This is a genomic window from Paenibacillus kobensis NBRC 15729 (assembly GCF_004000825.1).
In the GTDB taxonomy this organism is placed as follows: domain Bacteria; phylum Bacillota; class Bacilli; order Paenibacillales; family Paenibacillaceae; genus Paenibacillus_T; species Paenibacillus_T kobensis.
The window spans coordinates 1-15,159 of record NZ_BILZ01000065.1 but is presented as its reverse complement, the minus strand read 5'-3'; the positions used below and the strand labels follow the sequence as shown (position 1 = coordinate 15,159).

The following is a 15,159-nucleotide window of genomic DNA, read 5'->3' as shown; positions in this document are numbered from 1 at the left end:
AGGCCGCGTTACGGCCGTCTGCTGAGCGTTGCGATGTAGAAGCCGTCGCTTCCGTTATGGCTTGGCAGCAGTTGGACCGCACCAGCGAACGATTCGTCCGCCGCTCCGCAGCTGCGGAGCGCTGCAAGCAGCTCCGGCGGCCATTCGGCATCAAGCTCATATTCGGGATGCTTAGCCAAGAAACGTTCAACTTGAAGCTCGTTTTCTTCCCGTTCGATCGTGCATGTGCTGTAGACAAGCCGTCCGCCTGGTTTGACGAGACCGGCAGCGGACTCCAAGAGCCGCTCTTGAATCGAAGCGATTGCCGCCACATCATCTTCGGTCTTCGTCCATTTGATCTCCGGTTTGCGGGCGATGACGCCGAAGCCGGAGCAAGGAGCGTCGAGCAGCACGAGGTCGAACGATGCCAGCGAGAACCTCTCGCCAAGCTCGGCAGCGTCGCCCGTCACCGCTTGGACGGACGACAAGCCAAGCCGTTCCGCCTGCTGTTCAATGAGCGCCTGCTTATGCGGATGCACGTCATTCGCAACGACGCGCCCCTTGTCTCCCATGAGCTCGGCAAGATGCGTCGTCTTGCCGCCCGGAGCCGCGCAGCAGTCGAGCACCGTCATGCCCGGCTGCGGACGCGCAGCGCCCGCGACAAGCATCGAGCTCTCATCCTGAATCGTCCACTTGCCATCACGGAAGCCGATCGTATCGGCCAAGCTTCCGCCTCGCCGGGCGACGACGCCGTCAGGCGACAGCTTCGAGAGCTCCGCCTCGATGCCGTCCTCGGCCAGCTCGGCGATTGCCTGCTCCCGCGTCGAGCGAAGCTGGTTGACGCGGATGCTGGAGCGCGGCGCTTCATTGCCTGCCGCGCAGATTCGTTCCGCTGCCGCTTCGCCATAGGCGGCGATCCAGCGCGCGACGAGCCATTCGGGATACGAATGGCGGAGCGCGATGCGCCGTGCCGGCGCGATGCCCGGCTGCGAAGCCGCCGCCTCGGGCGCGAGCTCGTCCTTGCGGCGGAGCAGATTGCGCAGCATGCCGTTCACCATGCCGGATATACCGGCATGGCCGCGGCGCTTCGCGATCGCCACCGCCTCGTTCACCGCCGCATGAGCGGGAACGCGGTCGAGGAACAACAGCTGATAGGCGCTTAAGCGAAGCAACTGCAGCACCCACGGTTCCAGCTTGGCCAGCCCTTTCGCTGCAAGCTCCGACAAGGCATGGTCGATAGACAGCTTGCGCTGAATCGTGCCATACACAAGCTCCGTCGCTAGTCCTGCATCTTGCCGCGACAGCTCCGCATGCTGCAGTGCGCCGCTTAACGCCAGGTTGCTGAACGCATTTTCCTTTTCGACCTTCACCAGCACGTCCAACGCGACTTCGCGCGCCGTCGCCGGACGGCGTTTCGGACGCTGACCGCCTGCACCGGCGCTTCCAGCCGACGGCTTGGACGCCGCACTCGGCTTGCTGCTGCCCGGCTTACGGTTTGTACCGCCGCTGCCAGCATTCGGCCTGCCGGCCACACTCGGTTGCCGGCCCGTTCCGCCGCTTCGTGCGCCAGACTTCGCTGCCGCACGCTGCTGCTTGCCTGCACCAGCGTTTTCGCCTGCCGGCTTGCCGTTGCCTCCGCCCTGCCGCTGCGCCCCTGCTCCCGGCTTGCCGCCGCTTACCGGCCGGTTCATTCGGCGCCTCCGCCGAACATATTGCCGCGCTCAAGCCGAGCGCCCTTCAGCCAGTCGGCAGCAGCCATCGCTTTCTTGCCGGCCGGTTGAATATCGAGCAGTCGAAGCGTGCCCGCTCCCGTCTGTACGACGATACCGTCTGCAGCCGCAGACAGTACAGAGCCCGGCGGCAGCGAGCCGGCGCCAGAAGCTTGGTCCACTTCGCAGCGCCACACTTTGAACGGTTCTCCGTTCCACAGGGTGAACGAGCCTGCCATCGGCGACAAGCCGCGCACTTGGTCATACAGCTGACGCGCGCTTTTGGTCCAATCGATCCGCTCATCGTCACGCGACAAGTTCGGAGCATAGGTTGCTTCGTCATGATTTTGCGGTACTCTGGCAGCCGCTCCATTCTCAATCGACGGCAGTGTCTGACTAAGCAGCTCCGCGCCAGCGGCGCTCAGTTTCTCGAACAGCGTGCCCGACGTATCCGCATCGTCGATCGGCACTTCTACCCGGCTAATCATATCGCCAGTATCGAGCCCTTCCGCCATATACATAATCGTGACGCCCGTCACGTTCTCGCCGTTGATGATCGAACGTTGAATCGGCGCTCCGCCCCGGTATTTCGGCAGCAGCGAGCCATGCACGTTAATACAGCCAAGCCGCGGCGTGCTCAGCACCGCGCGCGGCAAGATTTGACCATATGCGGCTGTAACGATCAGATCCGGCTTCAGCGATTCGATGAGTGCGGCCGCTTCTTCGCTGCGCATCCGCTCCGGTTGGTGAACCGGCAAACCAAGGCGCACCGCCGCTTCCTTCACAGGAGGCGGCGTCAGCTCGCGCTTTCGCCCCTTCGGCCGGTCCGGCTGCGTGATGACGGCCGTCACTTCATAGCCGTCTGCCAGAATACGTTCAAGCGATGGGACCGCGAATTCAGGCGTTCCCATAAATACGATTTTCATCGGAAGCTCACTCTCCGTCCTTGCGCCGGCGGGGCTGCTGCGAAATATCGTATACGCTCTCGGCAATATCCGTGAACAAAACGCCGTTCAAATGGTCGATCTCATGCTGGAACGCGCGGGCAAGGAAACCCGACGCCTCTACTTCGAACGGATTGCCGTTGCGGTCTTGGCCTGCAATCTTAATGAGGTCGGCACGTTTCACGTCGCCGTTCAAATTCGGAATGCTAAGGCAGCCTTCCGGTCCGAGCTGTTCGCCTTCGCTCGATACGATGACTGGATTGACCATCTCGATAAGCCCGGATTCCTCATCGCCGATATCAACCACGATGACCCGCTTCGAAATGCCGATCTGCGGCGCAGCCAAGCCGACGCCCTCCGCGTCATACATCGTCTCCGCCATATCCTTCAGCAGCTTGTGCAGGTTCGGCGTAAATTTGGTTACTTCCTTCGCAACCTCACGCAATACGGGGTCCGGATCTTTCACAATAATACGAATCGACATGATAGGTCCCTTCTTTCTTGATGATGATAGGTTCAAAATCTATAAAATCATATGAGGATCGACGTCAATACCGAACTGTACGCCTCTGCCTTCAGCACCTGTCATGAAAGGACGGATCACCTCTTGCAGCAGGGCGGTGGCGTCTACGTTACCCCGATATTTTATCATACATTGAAAACGGTAGCGATCTTTCATCCTCGCAATCGGCGATGCCACAGGTCCGAGCACGTCAAGCGCGCGCGGCCCGCTCATGCCGTCCACCCGTCCCAGAATGCCAGCCGCTCCCGCCGCATCGCGCAGACGCTGGGCAAGACGCTCGCCCACATCGGTCAGCAGCGGCAGCTGCTCATGCGACATCGTGACGAGAATGAGCCGGCAGTACGGCGGATAGCCCATTGCCCTTCGGTGAGACAGCTCCTCACGAACGAACGATTCATAATCGTGATGCTGCGCCGTCTGGATCGCATAATGCTCAGGGGCATAAGACTGAATGAAGACCTCGCCGGGCAGTTCGTGCCGTCCCGCACGTCCCGCTACCTGCGTCAGCAGTTGGAAAGTCCGCTCGGCGGAACGAAAATCGGGAAGATGCAGCGATGTGTCCGCCGCAATAACGCCGACCAGCGTCACATAAGGGAAATCAAGCCCTTTGGCCACCATCTGCGTACCGAGCAGCACATCCGCTTTGCGTTCGCCGAACAGCTTGAGCCATTTCTCGTGAGAGCCTTTCTCCGTCGTCGTATCGACATCCATCCGGATGACCCGGATGCCGGGAAACAGCTTCGCCAGCTCCTCCTCGACGCGCTGCGTACCCGTACCGAAGAAACGGATATGCTCGCTCTCGCACGAAGGGCACTTGGACGGCGCTCCTTCGGAATGGCCGCAATAGTGGCAGCGAAGAACACGGGTCTTCTGATGGTACGTAAGCGAAATGTCGCAATGCGGGCATGTCGCGGTATAACCGCAAGACCGGCACATGACGAAGGTCGAATAGCCGCGGCGGTTAAGCAGCAGCACCGACTGTTCTCCCCGCTCCAGACGGTCGGCGAGCGCAGTGTGCAGCTTGCGGCTGAACATCGAACGGTTGCCTGCTTGCAGCTCCTCGCGCATATCGACGACGGTTACGGGCGGCATCGGCCTGCCCGCCACGCGGTCAGGCATAGCAAGCAGCGAAGGAGCGGATGTGCTGCTTGCCGCGGCAGACGAGCGGACGGCCGTTGCGGCAGCATAAGACTCCAGCGACGGCGTCGCAGAGCCGAGCACAACAGCCGCGCCATGCTGTCTTGCACGCTTCACAGCGACATCGCGGGCATGGTACTTCGGGCTCTCTTCCTGCTTGTAGCTTGATTCGTGCTCTTCGTCGATAATAATGAGCCCGATCGATTCGAACGGCGCGAATATAGCCGACCGTGCGCCGACTGCAACCTGTGCCCGGCGCTCGCGTATTTTGCGCCATTCGTCATAGCGTTCGCCTTGCGACAGCCGGCTGTGCAAGACAGCGACCGCGTCGCCGAACCGGCCTTTGAACCTTTCGACCATTTGGGGCGTGAGCGAAATCTCGGGAACGAGCACAATAGCCTGCCGATCCAAATCCAAGCAGCGCTGAATCGCCTGCAAATACACTTCCGTCTTGCCGCTGCCGGTTACGCCATGCAGCAGGAACGGTTTCGGTTCCCGCGCATCGACCGAAGCTACGATATGCGCCAGCACTTCCTGTTGTCCTTCGGTCAAAGCTAGCGGATGGGTCTGCTTGAACGAACGGCCGGCGTACGGGTCGCGTTCCGCCTCTACTTCGCGAAGCGACAGCCAGCCTTTGTCCGCCACCGCTCTGACCGTAGCTGCCGTCGTGCCGGCATCGGCAACCAGTTGCTGCATCGGAACAGATGCGCCTAGCTGAATCATATAAGCGAGAATGTCCCGCTGCTTGGCAGACCTCGCAGGCCATTGGGCCAATGCTTCCTCCGCCGCAGCACGGTCAGCAGGAGGAAACACGGTCAGCACTTTGCGGATGCCGACTTTGTCCTTAATCGCCACTTGCTCCTCCAGCAGACCGATCCGAATGGCTGCTTTCACATATTCACCGGCACCAGGGAACCTCTCCCTCATCGTATCGAGCTTCACTGCACCGTTCTTCTTCAGCCAGTCCCGCATGCCATCCGGCAGCAGCACCGCATTCGCAGCTGCAGGCTCGCTCGCTTCGAACGATTCGCTCCATCTGACGTAGCGCTCCGCCTTGCCTTTCATCGCAGCCGGCAGCATCGCCTGCAGCGCCGCGATTAGCGTGCAGCAGTATTTGTCGCTGAGCCAGCCCGCCAGCTCTATCAGATCGGGCCGCAGCGGCGGAAGCGGGTCCAGCAGCTCCGCTATCGGCTTCAGCCGAGAACGGTCCACTTCCGCTGTGTCCAGGCCCGCAAGTCCGATGACGAACCCCTGCAGCACCCGGCCGCCGAACGGAACACCGACGCGGCTCCCCGCTTCGATCCAGCCTTGAAGCTCTTCCGGCACCTCATAGTCGAACGGCCGGTCCGTCTGGCGGCTCGGAACGTCCACGATGACTCTCGCAATCATCGGCCGGCCTCCTTGCCCTCCCGGTCCGCCATACGCTGCGCAGCAATCGTCAGCATCCTGCGGGAAGCATCCCGTTTGGACATGATCGGCAGCGCTTCGATGAGCCCGGATTTATCGTACAGACGAATAATGTTCGTATCCTTGTTGAAGCCCGCGCCTTCTTCGCTGACATCGTTAGCCGCAAGCATGTCGCAATGTTTGCGCTGCAGCTTATCCATTGCATAATGATCCAGATCGCCGGTCTCTGCGGCAAAACCAATCAAATATTGCTTCGTTTTTCGTTCACCGAGCGTCTGCAAAATGTCGGTCGTCTTCTCGAGCTCCAGCATAAGACGGTCGCCCGATTTTTTTATCTTAGACGACGCACGTACGACCGGACGATAATCCGCAACCGCCGCTGCTTTCACGATGAGATCCGACGAATCGAACCGTTCCATCACGGCATCAAGCATATCCTGAGCTGACTCAACCCGGACGACGGCAACACCGTTAGGCGGCGACGCGCTTGTACGAGCGGCAATAACCGTTACCTCGGCACCGAAATCACGAGCGGCTTCCGCAAGAGCAAAACCCATTTTGCCCGATGAATCATTCGTCAAATACCGGACCGGATCAAGCCTCTCGACCGTGCCGCCGGCCGTAACAAGCACCTTCTTGCCTAGAAGCGGCTTACGCTCATCTTCGGCCAGAATATCGGCAACCGCAGCAACGATCGTCTCCGGCTCCGCCAGTCTGCCCTTCGCAACATAACCGCAGGCGAGCTGCCCCGTCTCCGGCTCGATGAACATGACCGAGCGTTCCGCAAGCACGTTAAGATTGCGCACAACGGCAGGATGGTCATACATATGTACGTTCATTGCAGGAGCAACAACGATGCGGCATGTCGCCGCCAGAAGCGTCGTGGTGAGCATATCGTCGGCTATGCCGGCCGCCATCTTCGCAATCGTATTCGCTGTCGCAGGCGCGACAAGAATCAGATCCGCCTTATCGGCCAAGTCAATATGCGAGACGACAGACGGATCCCGCTCGTCGAACGTGTCCGTGTAGACCGGGTTGCGCGACAGCGTCTGCAGCGTCAGCGGCGTTATGAACTTGCATGCCCCTTCCGTCATAATGACATGCACGTCGAACCCTGCCTGCACGAGCTTGCTGCACAGCGCAGCGCCTTTGTAAGCGGCGATTCCGCCCGTAATGCCGAGTATAATCGTCTTCCCTCTCATGCGATCATCACTCCCTCTAGAAACAAAAAAATAACAACCGCAATCCGGTTGTCACTCTTTTGCCGCCTTGATGTTCGGCCGTTATTTCGCGAGCTTGGCGCGTTACGATCACAGGCAGCCAAGTCGCTGCTGCCGTGCTTACTTATTGGTTGGCGGAACTTCGACCGATTCCACGATAAGCAAATCGTGATAAATCTCTTCCAGAGCAACGCCAACTTGCTTGTGCGACTTCGCGTTGCGAATTTCTGGCTTCGATCCTTCGCGCAGCATGCGGGCACGTCTCGAAGCGGCTACAACAAGCTTATACTTGCTGTCTACTTTCTCAATCATTTCATCAATGGACGGATATAACATATCCTCTCACCTCATCTATGCTTTCTCTGAAGCAGCGGGCATTTGTACCGGTACGGCTTTCAATCGGTCCGCTCGGCAATGCTCCGCAGTAATAATGCTTTGAATACGCTGGCACGCGGCGTCGATCTCATCGTTAACGACCGCATAATCATAATGGCCCAGCAAGTTCATCTCTTCGACGGCAACGTTCATACGGTGGTCGATTACGTCCGCCGCTTCCGTGCCGCGTCCCGTAATGCGCTGCTTCAGCTCGTCGAGCGAAGGAGGCATTAAGAAAACAAAGACGCCTTCCGAAAACTTCTGCTTCACTTTCAGCGCGCCTTGAACTTCGATTTCAAGAATAATATCTTTGCCGGAAGCAAGCGTCCGTTCGACGAAATCACGCGGCGTACCGTAGAAATTGCCGACATATTCAGCCCATTCCAGCAGCGCGTCGTTCGCGATCATATCTTGGAACTGTTCCCGCGATTTAAAGAAGTAGTTGATGCCATTAATCTCGCCTTGCCGCGGCTCGCGAGTCGTCGCCGACACGGAATATACGAGTTCCGGCATCCGATGGCGCAAGTTCGCGCAGACGGTGCCTTTGCCGACTCCGGACGGACCGGACAATACGATTAACAATCCTCTTTTCATAAGACTCCCCGTACTATTCGTCATGATCGTCATCTTTGACGGATAACCGATGCGCCACTGTCTCCGGCTGAACCGCGGACAAAATGACGTGATCGCTGTCCGTAATGATGACTGCACGCGTCCGTCGGCCATACGTTGCATCAATCAACATATGACGGTCGCGAGCTTCTTGGATAATTCTCTTGATCGGTGCCGATTCCGGACTGACGATCGAGATGATCCGATTGGCGGAAACGATATTTCCGAATCCGATATTAATGAGCTTGATTGCCATATCAGGTTCCCCCTCCGGTACTCCACATGCAACTGCTGATTAATGATGTAGCTTGGTATGATTCGGAACGATATGCCCTGCTGCCGGATGAAGTAAAGAATGGCAGAACCCTGCACTATTGTTGACGAAAAAGTTTCGTAACATACGCAGCGCGCCCAGCCTAACATGCCGGGCAACCTGAATTTCCGTTCAAAATGAACGCTGCCATGCTGCCTCAAAAAGCAAAAAGAGCATGGCACGTGCATTGTTTATCTATTTTAAAGGATTTTATTGTTTCTCACAAGCTATTTTTCAACATTTCGGCCGATTATCGGCGTTATGCGCCGAAATCGGCCGAAATTCGCGCTAACGATAGGTTAGCCGCCCCCATTCTCGATCTTGAACCGTCCCGTCTTCGCCCACACATGCTCAGTAAGCTTGACCGTCATTCCGTACAACATGAAAGGCGTCATTAAATAGATACCGTTGAAATGAGGCATAATCGCATCGATTAATTCCGACGCGATCTGAACGCCTTCCGCTCTCCCCGCTTCGCCTTCAAGCCCCGCCATCCGGCTTCGGACGCTGTCCGACAGTTGAATGCCAGGCACCTCGTTATGCAGGTATTCGGCGTTCCGCCCGCTCGCAAGCGGCATGACCCCGACGAATATCGGAACATCGATATGTTTGGTCGCTTCCGCCATCCGTTCAATCAAGTCCGTATCGTATACGGGCTGCGTCATAATATAATGCGCACCGGAAGCGATCTTCTTCTCCAGCCTTGCGACCGCTTTGTCCAAATGCTTGACGTTCGGATTGAAGGCGGCCCCTACTATGAAATTCGCTTTCTGTTTAAGCGGTTGGCCCGAAAAAGCGATTCCGGCGTTCAACTGCCTAATCATCTTAATCATCTCGAAAGACGTCATGTCGTAGACGGAGGTCGCGCCAGGCAAATCGCCAAACCGAGCCGGATCGCCTGTCACGGCAAGCACATGATCGATGCCGAGCGCATCGAGCCCCATCATATGCGACTGCGTGCCGATCAGGTTCCGGTCCCGGCAAGCGATATGAACGAGCGGCCGGATGCCGGTCCGCTCCTTCACGAGCGTCGCGAGAGCGATGTTGCTCATCCGTGTAACAGCAAGCGAATTATCCGCCATAGTCAGCGCATCGGCTTGCGCCGCTTTCAGCGCCGCTGCCCCTTCCATAAACTTCGTAATATCGAGATCGCGCGGAGGATCCAGCTCAACGATAACCGTATGGCGCTGCTTCGCCAACTCGACAATCGAAGGAATGGTTGCCCCAGGCGGGGAAGCCGGCGGTTCCGGTGCGGCACTGATCGTCACGGACGGGCCGCCGTCCAGAACGGCTTGCGCCGCAGCCGAAAGCTTGGCAGTCCCGGCGGAAGGCGAATATCCGTCCAGCGCCGCTGTGATGGCGCCAATGTGCTCCGGCGTCGTTCCGCAGCAGCCGCCGATAATCCGGGCGCCCAGATCCGCGAACCGTTGCGCGGATGCCCCAAAGTATGCAGGTGCTGCCGAGTACGTATAGGTGCCGTCGACGTAATCGGGAAAGCCTGCATTCGGGAACACGGAAATCGGCAGACTCACTTTTCCGCCAAGCGACTCGATCGCGCGCATAATGCCTCTTGGTCCGGAACGGCAGTTGAAGCCGACGACATCGGCTCCTTCCGCTTCCAGTATCGAGAACGCTTGCGCAAGTCCAGTACCATCGGCCGTGCTGCCGCCTTCTTCGATGGCGAATTGGCAGATGACTGGTGCGGCACCTGCCTGCCGGACAAGTCGGAGCGCGAGAACGATCTCCTCCAAATCGAAAAACGTCTCCAGCAAAATGCCGTCGACGCCTTCGTCCAATAATATGCCGATTTGCTGCGAGAGCGCCCTCTCCACGTCCGGCAGCGGAACGCCGCTGCGGCGTCCGCCCCGGATCGAGCCGACTGCGCCGACGACATAGGCATCGGCGCCGACCGACGTGCGCGCCAGCTGCACGCCCGACCGGTTAATCCGCTCAACATCCGATTCGAGCCCATACTTCGAGAGCTTCTCCACGTTAGCCGAGAACGTATTCGTCTCGATCAACCGCGCGCCCGCTTCATAATAGCTGCGGTGCACGCCGCCGATCACATCCGGGCGGATCACGTTATATTCCTCGTAGGAAACGCCGACCGGAAATCCCGATTGGTACAAGTACGTCCCCATCGCCCCGTCCCCGGTCAACACGCGCTGCCGAAGCGCTTCGCGCAAATCAAGCTTCATCGTTCATCCCACCTATACCGAATTCCGGTTACAGCGTACCCGTGAATACGGCTGCTGCCGGGCCTGTCATATACACGTGATTGTCAGCCTCGTTCCACTCGATGTGCAGGTCGCCGCCTTTAAGCGATACGGTCGCCGTCCGGTCCGTCAGTCCGTTAAGCACCGAAGATACGACCGTTGCGCAGGCACCTGTTCCGCATGCCAGCGTAGGTCCGGCTCCGCGCTCCCATACGCGCATATCCGTCTGGCTGCGGGAATTGACCGTAACGAACTCGACGTTCGTCTTGCGCGGGAACAACGGGTGCGTCTCCAGCTTCGGTCCCCACACTCCGAGATCGAAATTCACGGCATCGTCTACATAAATAACGCAGTGCGGATTGCCCATCGATACAGCCGTGAACGTGAACGTACGTCCATCGACTTCGATCGGATGACCGACAATACGGTCGGAGTCGATCGTCGTCGGCACTTGCAGACCATTCAAGATCGGTTGGCCCATGTCCACACGAACGGCAGCCACTTGACCGTCCTTCAAGGTCAGCTGCACCGGCTGAACGCCTGCGCCAATCGTTTCAATTGTAATGTCCGTACGGTCAATCATGCTGTTATCGTACACATATTTGCTTACGCAGCGGATTGCGTTACCGCATTGTTCTGCTTCGGAACCGTCGGAATTGATAATGCGCATCATAAAATCTGCTTTCTCGCTAGGCAGGATATAGACGAGACCGTCTGCTCCAATGCCGAAAAACCGGTTGCACAAATCGATCGCGAGCTGCGATACATTGTCCGGAAGCTGCTGTTCCCCTGCTACGACGATAAAGTCGTTGCCAAGTCCGTGCATTTTCGTAAATTCCATAGTCATTATATCCCCTTTTACGATAGTTAATGGCTGCCGCATCGCTGCGTCCAACAATATTTGTGATCTAGCATATCGTAATAGGGAGAGACATGACCATTCTCTAATTGCACATTCATTTGCACTTTATGTCTATTCACCTGCAAGCATAACAACCTTCGGCAAGGCAGCATCTTGCGCTGCAAGCCGAAGGCTGCCGAAAGCGGTTTACCTTGCTGCGGATTGCGTGCTTGGCGAATTCCACTTCGTCTTCGTTTTTTTGCGGTTCGAGCTAAGTACGCTGCCGATGCCCATAACGAATGTCGGGATGCCGGCTGCGACGAAGACGAGACACCACTCTCTGAAATCGAGCGGCACCGTTTTAAACACCGGCTGCAGCGGCTTTAAGTACAGAACACCGAGCATTAAGACGAGTGAGGACAGAACGGCGAATACAAGATATTTATTTTGCAACATGTTCCGGTGGAAGATCGACCTCGAGCTGCGGCAATCAAATACGTGAATGAGCTGGGCAAGCACGAGAGTTGCGAACGCAACCGTCTGAGCGAGAACGAGTTGCTTCGGATCGCCCGGCGACTTGGACAGTGTCAGCCAGAAAGCCCCGAGGGTACATACGCCGATCAGAATGCCCCGGCTAATGATTTTCCATCCGAGTCGGCGGGCAAAAATGCTTTCTTTAGCGGAACGCGGCTTCTGCTTCATCAGATCTTTCTCCGCTTGGTCGACGCCAAGAGCCATCGCCGGCAGACCGTCGGTCACGAGGTTGACCCATAGGATTTGGATCGGCACAAGCGGCAGCGGCAGTCCGGCCATCATGGCCAGGAACATCGTTAAGATTTCGCCGACGTTCGAAGCGAGCAGATACCGGATAAATTTGCGGATGTTCTCATAGATGCTGCGTCCTTCCTCGATCGCCGCGACGATCGTCGCGAAGTTGTCGTCGCTTAAGATAAGCGCGGAAGCTTCTTTGGACACGTCTGTGCCTGTGATGCCCATCGCGATGCCGATGTCAGCCGCCTTGATCGCAGGGGCGTCGTTGACGCCGTCGCCGGTCATCGCTACGACATGACCTTGCCGCTGCAGCGACTTCACGATACGCAATTTATGTTCTGGTGACACGCGCGCGTAGACAAAGATATTGTCCGACAGCCGGTCAAGCTGGTCGTCGTCCATGTTGGCCAGCTCGCGGCCGCTGATCGCAAGACCGCCCCGCGGCATAATGCCGAGCTGATGCGCGATCGCTTCTGCCGTCAACTGATGGTCGCCCGTAATCATAACCGTCTTAATGCCTGCTCTGCGGCAAGTGGCGATCGCTTCACGGACTTCTTTGCGCGGCGGGTCGATCATCCCGGTCAAACCGGCAAAAATAAGCTGCGTCTCCGCTTCATGCGCGGTAGAGCAATGATCATGCGTCCGCAGATCGCGGTAGGCGAAGCCAAGTACGCGAAGCGCCGATCCTGCCATCGCCTCAGCCGCTTCGGCCGCTTTGCGCTTGAGCGTCCCGGTGAATGGCATAACCTTCCCGTCCCATAAAACGTAAGAGCACTGCTCCATCAGCATATCCGGAGCGCCTTTCGCACAGAGCAGACGTCCGCCTTGATGCGCGACGATGACCGACATGCGCTTGCGTTCGGAATCGAACGGAAACTCGGCAATACGTGTGTACAGCGGCTCCAGCGATTTGGCGGACATGCCGAGCTTGGACGAAAGAACGGTCAGCGCCCCTTCCGTCGGATCGCCCTTCAGCAGCCATTCCTCTCTTGTCTCGGCGCCTTTCTTACGCTTCGTTTCGTCGGTCTCGACAGACCGCGTGATCTCCGCATTGTTGCACAGCGCTGCGATTTGCAGCAGCCGCCGGAACGGCTGGTCGTGCTTCGGATCGACCGCTTTCCCTTCCTCGAACGCTTCTCCTACCGGCTCATAACCTTCGCCGGTAATATGGATCGACCGGCCGCATAGCCACACATTCGTAACAGTCATTTTGTTTTGCGTCAGCGTTCCTGTTTTGTCCGAGCAGATGACGGATGCGCATCCGAGCGTCTCGACGGACGGCAGCTTGCGGACGATTGCCTTCCGCTTGATCATCCGCTGGACTCCGAGCGCAAGGGCGATCGTCACGATCGCCGGCAGCCCTTCCGGAATAGCCGCCACTGCGAGGCTGACGCCCGCCAAGAACATGCCGTAAGCCGGCTGGCCGTGCATAATGCCTGCAATGACGACGACAATGGTAAGCGCGACGGCGACGATGATCAATATTTTGCCAAGCTGCTCCAGACGGCGCTGCAGCGGCGTCTCCATTTCCTCTGTCTTCTGAATCAGATCGGCAATCCGTCCCATCTCGGTGTCCATGCCGGTCCGAATCACGACGCCTCTCCCCGTCCCGCCCGTCAGCATCGTACCCATAAAACCGATATTACGCTGATCGCCCAGCGGCAGTTCGTCCTCTGCGATTGGGCTTGCATGCTTGCTGACCGGTACCGACTCGCCGGTGAGTGCGGACTCTTCCGCATAGCAGCTGTTCGCTTGAATGAAGCGGATGTCGGCAGGCACGCGGTCTCCGCTCTCCAGCATGATCAAATCGCCAGGTACCAGCTCGCTCGCCGGCACCGTAACCGACTGCCCGTTTCGAACGACATTCGCCGTCGGTGCCGATAGTGCCTTAAGCGCCCGCAGCGACCTCTCTGCCCGGAATTCCTGCACGAAGCCGAGCACCGCGTTCAGGACGATAATCGCGACGATCGTAATCGCATCGAGATATTCGCCAAGCAATCCGGAAATGAGCGTTGCGCCCATCAAGATCAAGACCATAAAATCTTTGAACTGATTCAAGAACAACAGCAGCGGCGACACGCGCGCCCCTTCCGACAGCTCGTTAGGGCCGTATTGCCTCAGCCTCTCCTCCGCCGCCGTCTCCGTAAGCCCCCGCGCCACATCGCAGCTCAGCGACTGCGCGAGCGTCTCCGTCTTTAGTTGATGCCATTTGTTCTGATCCATCCGATTAATCTCCCTCCCGCAATAAGCCGGTCACCGAATTGGTTCTTGCACAGCCCGGACAGCCTTCCTGCCTCCAATGTATTCGGACAAACCGCAAATTATCCCAGCGCGGGACTTAAGTTTTTCGCCGGACTATGGCATGATAGAAAATATAAGTTACAGCAGAAGGAGATTTGGACCAACATGGCACTGGACGGCATCGTAATTCGCTCCGTCGTGCACGAGCTGCAATCGTGCATCGGCGCGCGCATTCATAAAATTCATCAACCGACTCCTCACGATCTTGTATTCCAAATCCGCGGAGGCAGCAATCCAGGCAAGCTGCTCATATCCGCCAACCCGACGTACCCCCGCGCCCATTGGACGGAGGCCACCTACGTCAATCCGCAGGAAGCGCCCATGTTCTGCATGCTGATGCGCAAATATTGCGAAGGAGCCGTTATCGAGGCTGTTACGCAGCCCGGACGCGAACGCGTCATCCATATCGACGTGCGGCAGCGCGACGAGCTTGGCGATTTGTCCTATAAACGGATCGTCGTCGAACTGATGGGACGGCACAGCAACATCATCTTGCTTGATCCGTCGAGCGGCACGATTCACGACGGCATTCATCATGTAACGCCGGCGCTCAGCAGCTACCGGATCGTAATGCCGGGAGCCCCGTATACGACGCCGCCGGAGCAGCACAAGGCCGATCCGGTAGCGGTGACGACGGAGGCCGAATTTATGGAAGCGTGGAACGCGGCCGAGGGCGTCATCTCGCCCGACAAACGTCTAGTCGGCGCATTCGCCGGACTGAGCCCGCTTCTTGCCGGCGAAATCGTACATCGGGCCGGCTATTCGGCAGGCAGCGACGAGCCGTTCGTGGACACCGCCCCGTTATGGCGGG

The 15,159-nt window shown here is 58.1% G+C and carries 12 protein-coding genes; 1 reads left to right on the top strand and 11 read right to left on the bottom strand.

Going from position 1 to position 15,159, the window contains the following annotated elements:
• Positions 1–8: 8 nt before the first annotated feature.
• From rsmB to PKO01S_RS24820, 11 genes are all read right to left on the bottom strand, one after another.
• Positions 9–1,670 (bottom strand): 16S rRNA (cytosine(967)-C(5))-methyltransferase RsmB, encoded by a 1,662-nt coding sequence (gene rsmB / locus PKO01S_RS24870; protein WP_127534150.1) that lies wholly within the window; start codon positions 1,668–1,670, stop codon positions 9–11.
• Positions 1,667–2,614, bottom strand: a complete 948-nt coding sequence (gene fmt, locus PKO01S_RS24865; RefSeq protein ID WP_127534149.1) for a methionyl-tRNA formyltransferase — start codon at positions 2,612–2,614, stop codon at positions 1,667–1,669. Before fmt ends, rsmB begins: the two co-directional genes overlap by 4 nt.
• Before the next feature lie 7 nt (positions 2,615–2,621).
• Positions 2,622–3,116 carry a peptide deformylase gene (def, locus tag PKO01S_RS24860; protein WP_127534148.1) on the bottom strand — a complete coding sequence of 165 codons (495 nt, stop codon included), beginning with the start codon at positions 3,114–3,116 and terminating at the stop codon, positions 2,622–2,624.
• Positions 3,117–3,155: 39 nt separating this feature from the next.
• Complete coding sequence (priA, locus tag PKO01S_RS24855; RefSeq protein ID WP_127534147.1) at positions 3,156–5,681, bottom strand: primosomal protein N'; 2,526 nt, start codon at positions 5,679–5,681, stop codon at positions 3,156–3,158.
• Positions 5,678–6,901 carry a bifunctional phosphopantothenoylcysteine decarboxylase/phosphopantothenate--cysteine ligase CoaBC gene (gene coaBC, locus PKO01S_RS24850; protein ID WP_127534146.1) on the bottom strand — a complete coding sequence of 408 codons (1,224 nt, stop codon included), beginning with the start codon at positions 6,899–6,901 and terminating at the stop codon, positions 5,678–5,680. The genes priA and coaBC overlap by 4 nt, the downstream gene beginning before the upstream one ends.
• A gap of 138 nt (positions 6,902–7,039) precedes the next feature.
• On the bottom strand, positions 7,040–7,255 hold the full coding sequence (rpoZ, locus tag PKO01S_RS24845) for a DNA-directed RNA polymerase subunit omega (RefSeq protein ID WP_127534145.1): 216 nt from the start codon (positions 7,253–7,255) through the stop codon (positions 7,040–7,042).
• Positions 7,256–7,270: 15 nt separating this feature from the next.
• The gene (gene gmk, locus PKO01S_RS24840) at positions 7,271–7,888 is read right to left on the bottom strand and encodes a guanylate kinase (RefSeq protein ID WP_127534144.1); all 618 of its coding nucleotides are present in this window, start codon (positions 7,886–7,888) and stop codon (positions 7,271–7,273) included.
• 13 nt (positions 7,889–7,901) lie between these two features.
• The gene (gene remA / locus PKO01S_RS24835) at positions 7,902–8,162 is read right to left on the bottom strand and encodes an extracellular matrix/biofilm regulator RemA (protein ID WP_127534143.1); all 261 of its coding nucleotides are present in this window, start codon (positions 8,160–8,162) and stop codon (positions 7,902–7,904) included.
• Positions 8,163–8,518: 356 nt separating this feature from the next.
• Positions 8,519–10,417, bottom strand: coding sequence for a bifunctional homocysteine S-methyltransferase/methylenetetrahydrofolate reductase (locus PKO01S_RS24830; protein ID WP_127534142.1), 1,899 nt, complete (start codon positions 10,415–10,417; stop codon positions 8,519–8,521).
• 28 nt (positions 10,418–10,445) lie between these two features.
• Positions 10,446–11,276, bottom strand: a complete 831-nt coding sequence (dapF, locus tag PKO01S_RS24825; RefSeq protein WP_127534141.1) for a diaminopimelate epimerase — start codon at positions 11,274–11,276, stop codon at positions 10,446–10,448.
• A gap of 207 nt (positions 11,277–11,483) precedes the next feature.
• Complete coding sequence (locus PKO01S_RS24820) at positions 11,484–14,270, bottom strand: calcium-translocating P-type ATPase, SERCA-type (protein ID WP_127534140.1); 2,787 nt, start codon at positions 14,268–14,270, stop codon at positions 11,484–11,486.
• 183 nt (positions 14,271–14,453) lie between these two features.
• Between PKO01S_RS24820 and PKO01S_RS24815 the strand changes: the two genes are divergently transcribed.
• Positions 14,454–15,159 (top strand): Rqc2 family fibronectin-binding protein (locus PKO01S_RS24815; RefSeq protein WP_174818608.1); only part of this gene is annotated, 706 nt, incomplete at its 3' end.

Excerpts from the sequence above, each read along its gene's own strand:
- gmk (WP_127534144.1), bottom strand. The coding sequence starts at position 7,888 with ATGAAAAGAGGATTGTTAATCGTATTGTCCGGTCCGTCCGGAGTCGGC.
- PKO01S_RS24820 (WP_127534140.1), bottom strand. The coding sequence starts at position 14,270 with ATGGATCAGAACAAATGGCATCAACTAAAGACGGAGACGCTCGCGCAG.
- coaBC (WP_127534146.1), bottom strand. The coding sequence starts at position 6,901 with ATGAGAGGGAAGACGATTATACTCGGCATTACGGGCGGAATCGCCGCT.
- fmt (WP_127534149.1), bottom strand. The coding sequence starts at position 2,614 with ATGAAAATCGTATTTATGGGAACGCCTGAATTCGCGGTCCCATCGCTT.
- rpoZ (WP_127534145.1), bottom strand. The coding sequence starts at position 7,255 with ATGTTATATCCGTCCATTGATGAAATGATTGAGAAAGTAGACAGCAAG.
- remA (WP_127534143.1), bottom strand. The coding sequence starts at position 8,162 with ATGGCAATCAAGCTCATTAATATCGGATTCGGAAATATCGTTTCCGCC.
- dapF (WP_127534141.1), bottom strand. The coding sequence starts at position 11,276 with ATGGAATTTACGAAAATGCACGGACTTGGCAACGACTTTATCGTCGTA.
- PKO01S_RS24830 (WP_127534142.1), bottom strand. The coding sequence starts at position 10,417 with ATGAAGCTTGATTTGCGCGAAGCGCTTCGGCAGCGCGTGTTGACCGGG.
- rsmB (WP_127534150.1), bottom strand. The coding sequence starts at position 1,670 with ATGAACCGGCCGGTAAGCGGCGGCAAGCCGGGAGCAGGGGCGCAGCGG.
- priA (WP_127534147.1), bottom strand. The coding sequence starts at position 5,681 with ATGATTGCGAGAGTCATCGTGGACGTTCCGAGCCGCCAGACGGACCGG.
- def (WP_127534148.1), bottom strand. The coding sequence starts at position 3,116 with ATGTCGATTCGTATTATTGTGAAAGATCCGGACCCCGTATTGCGTGAG.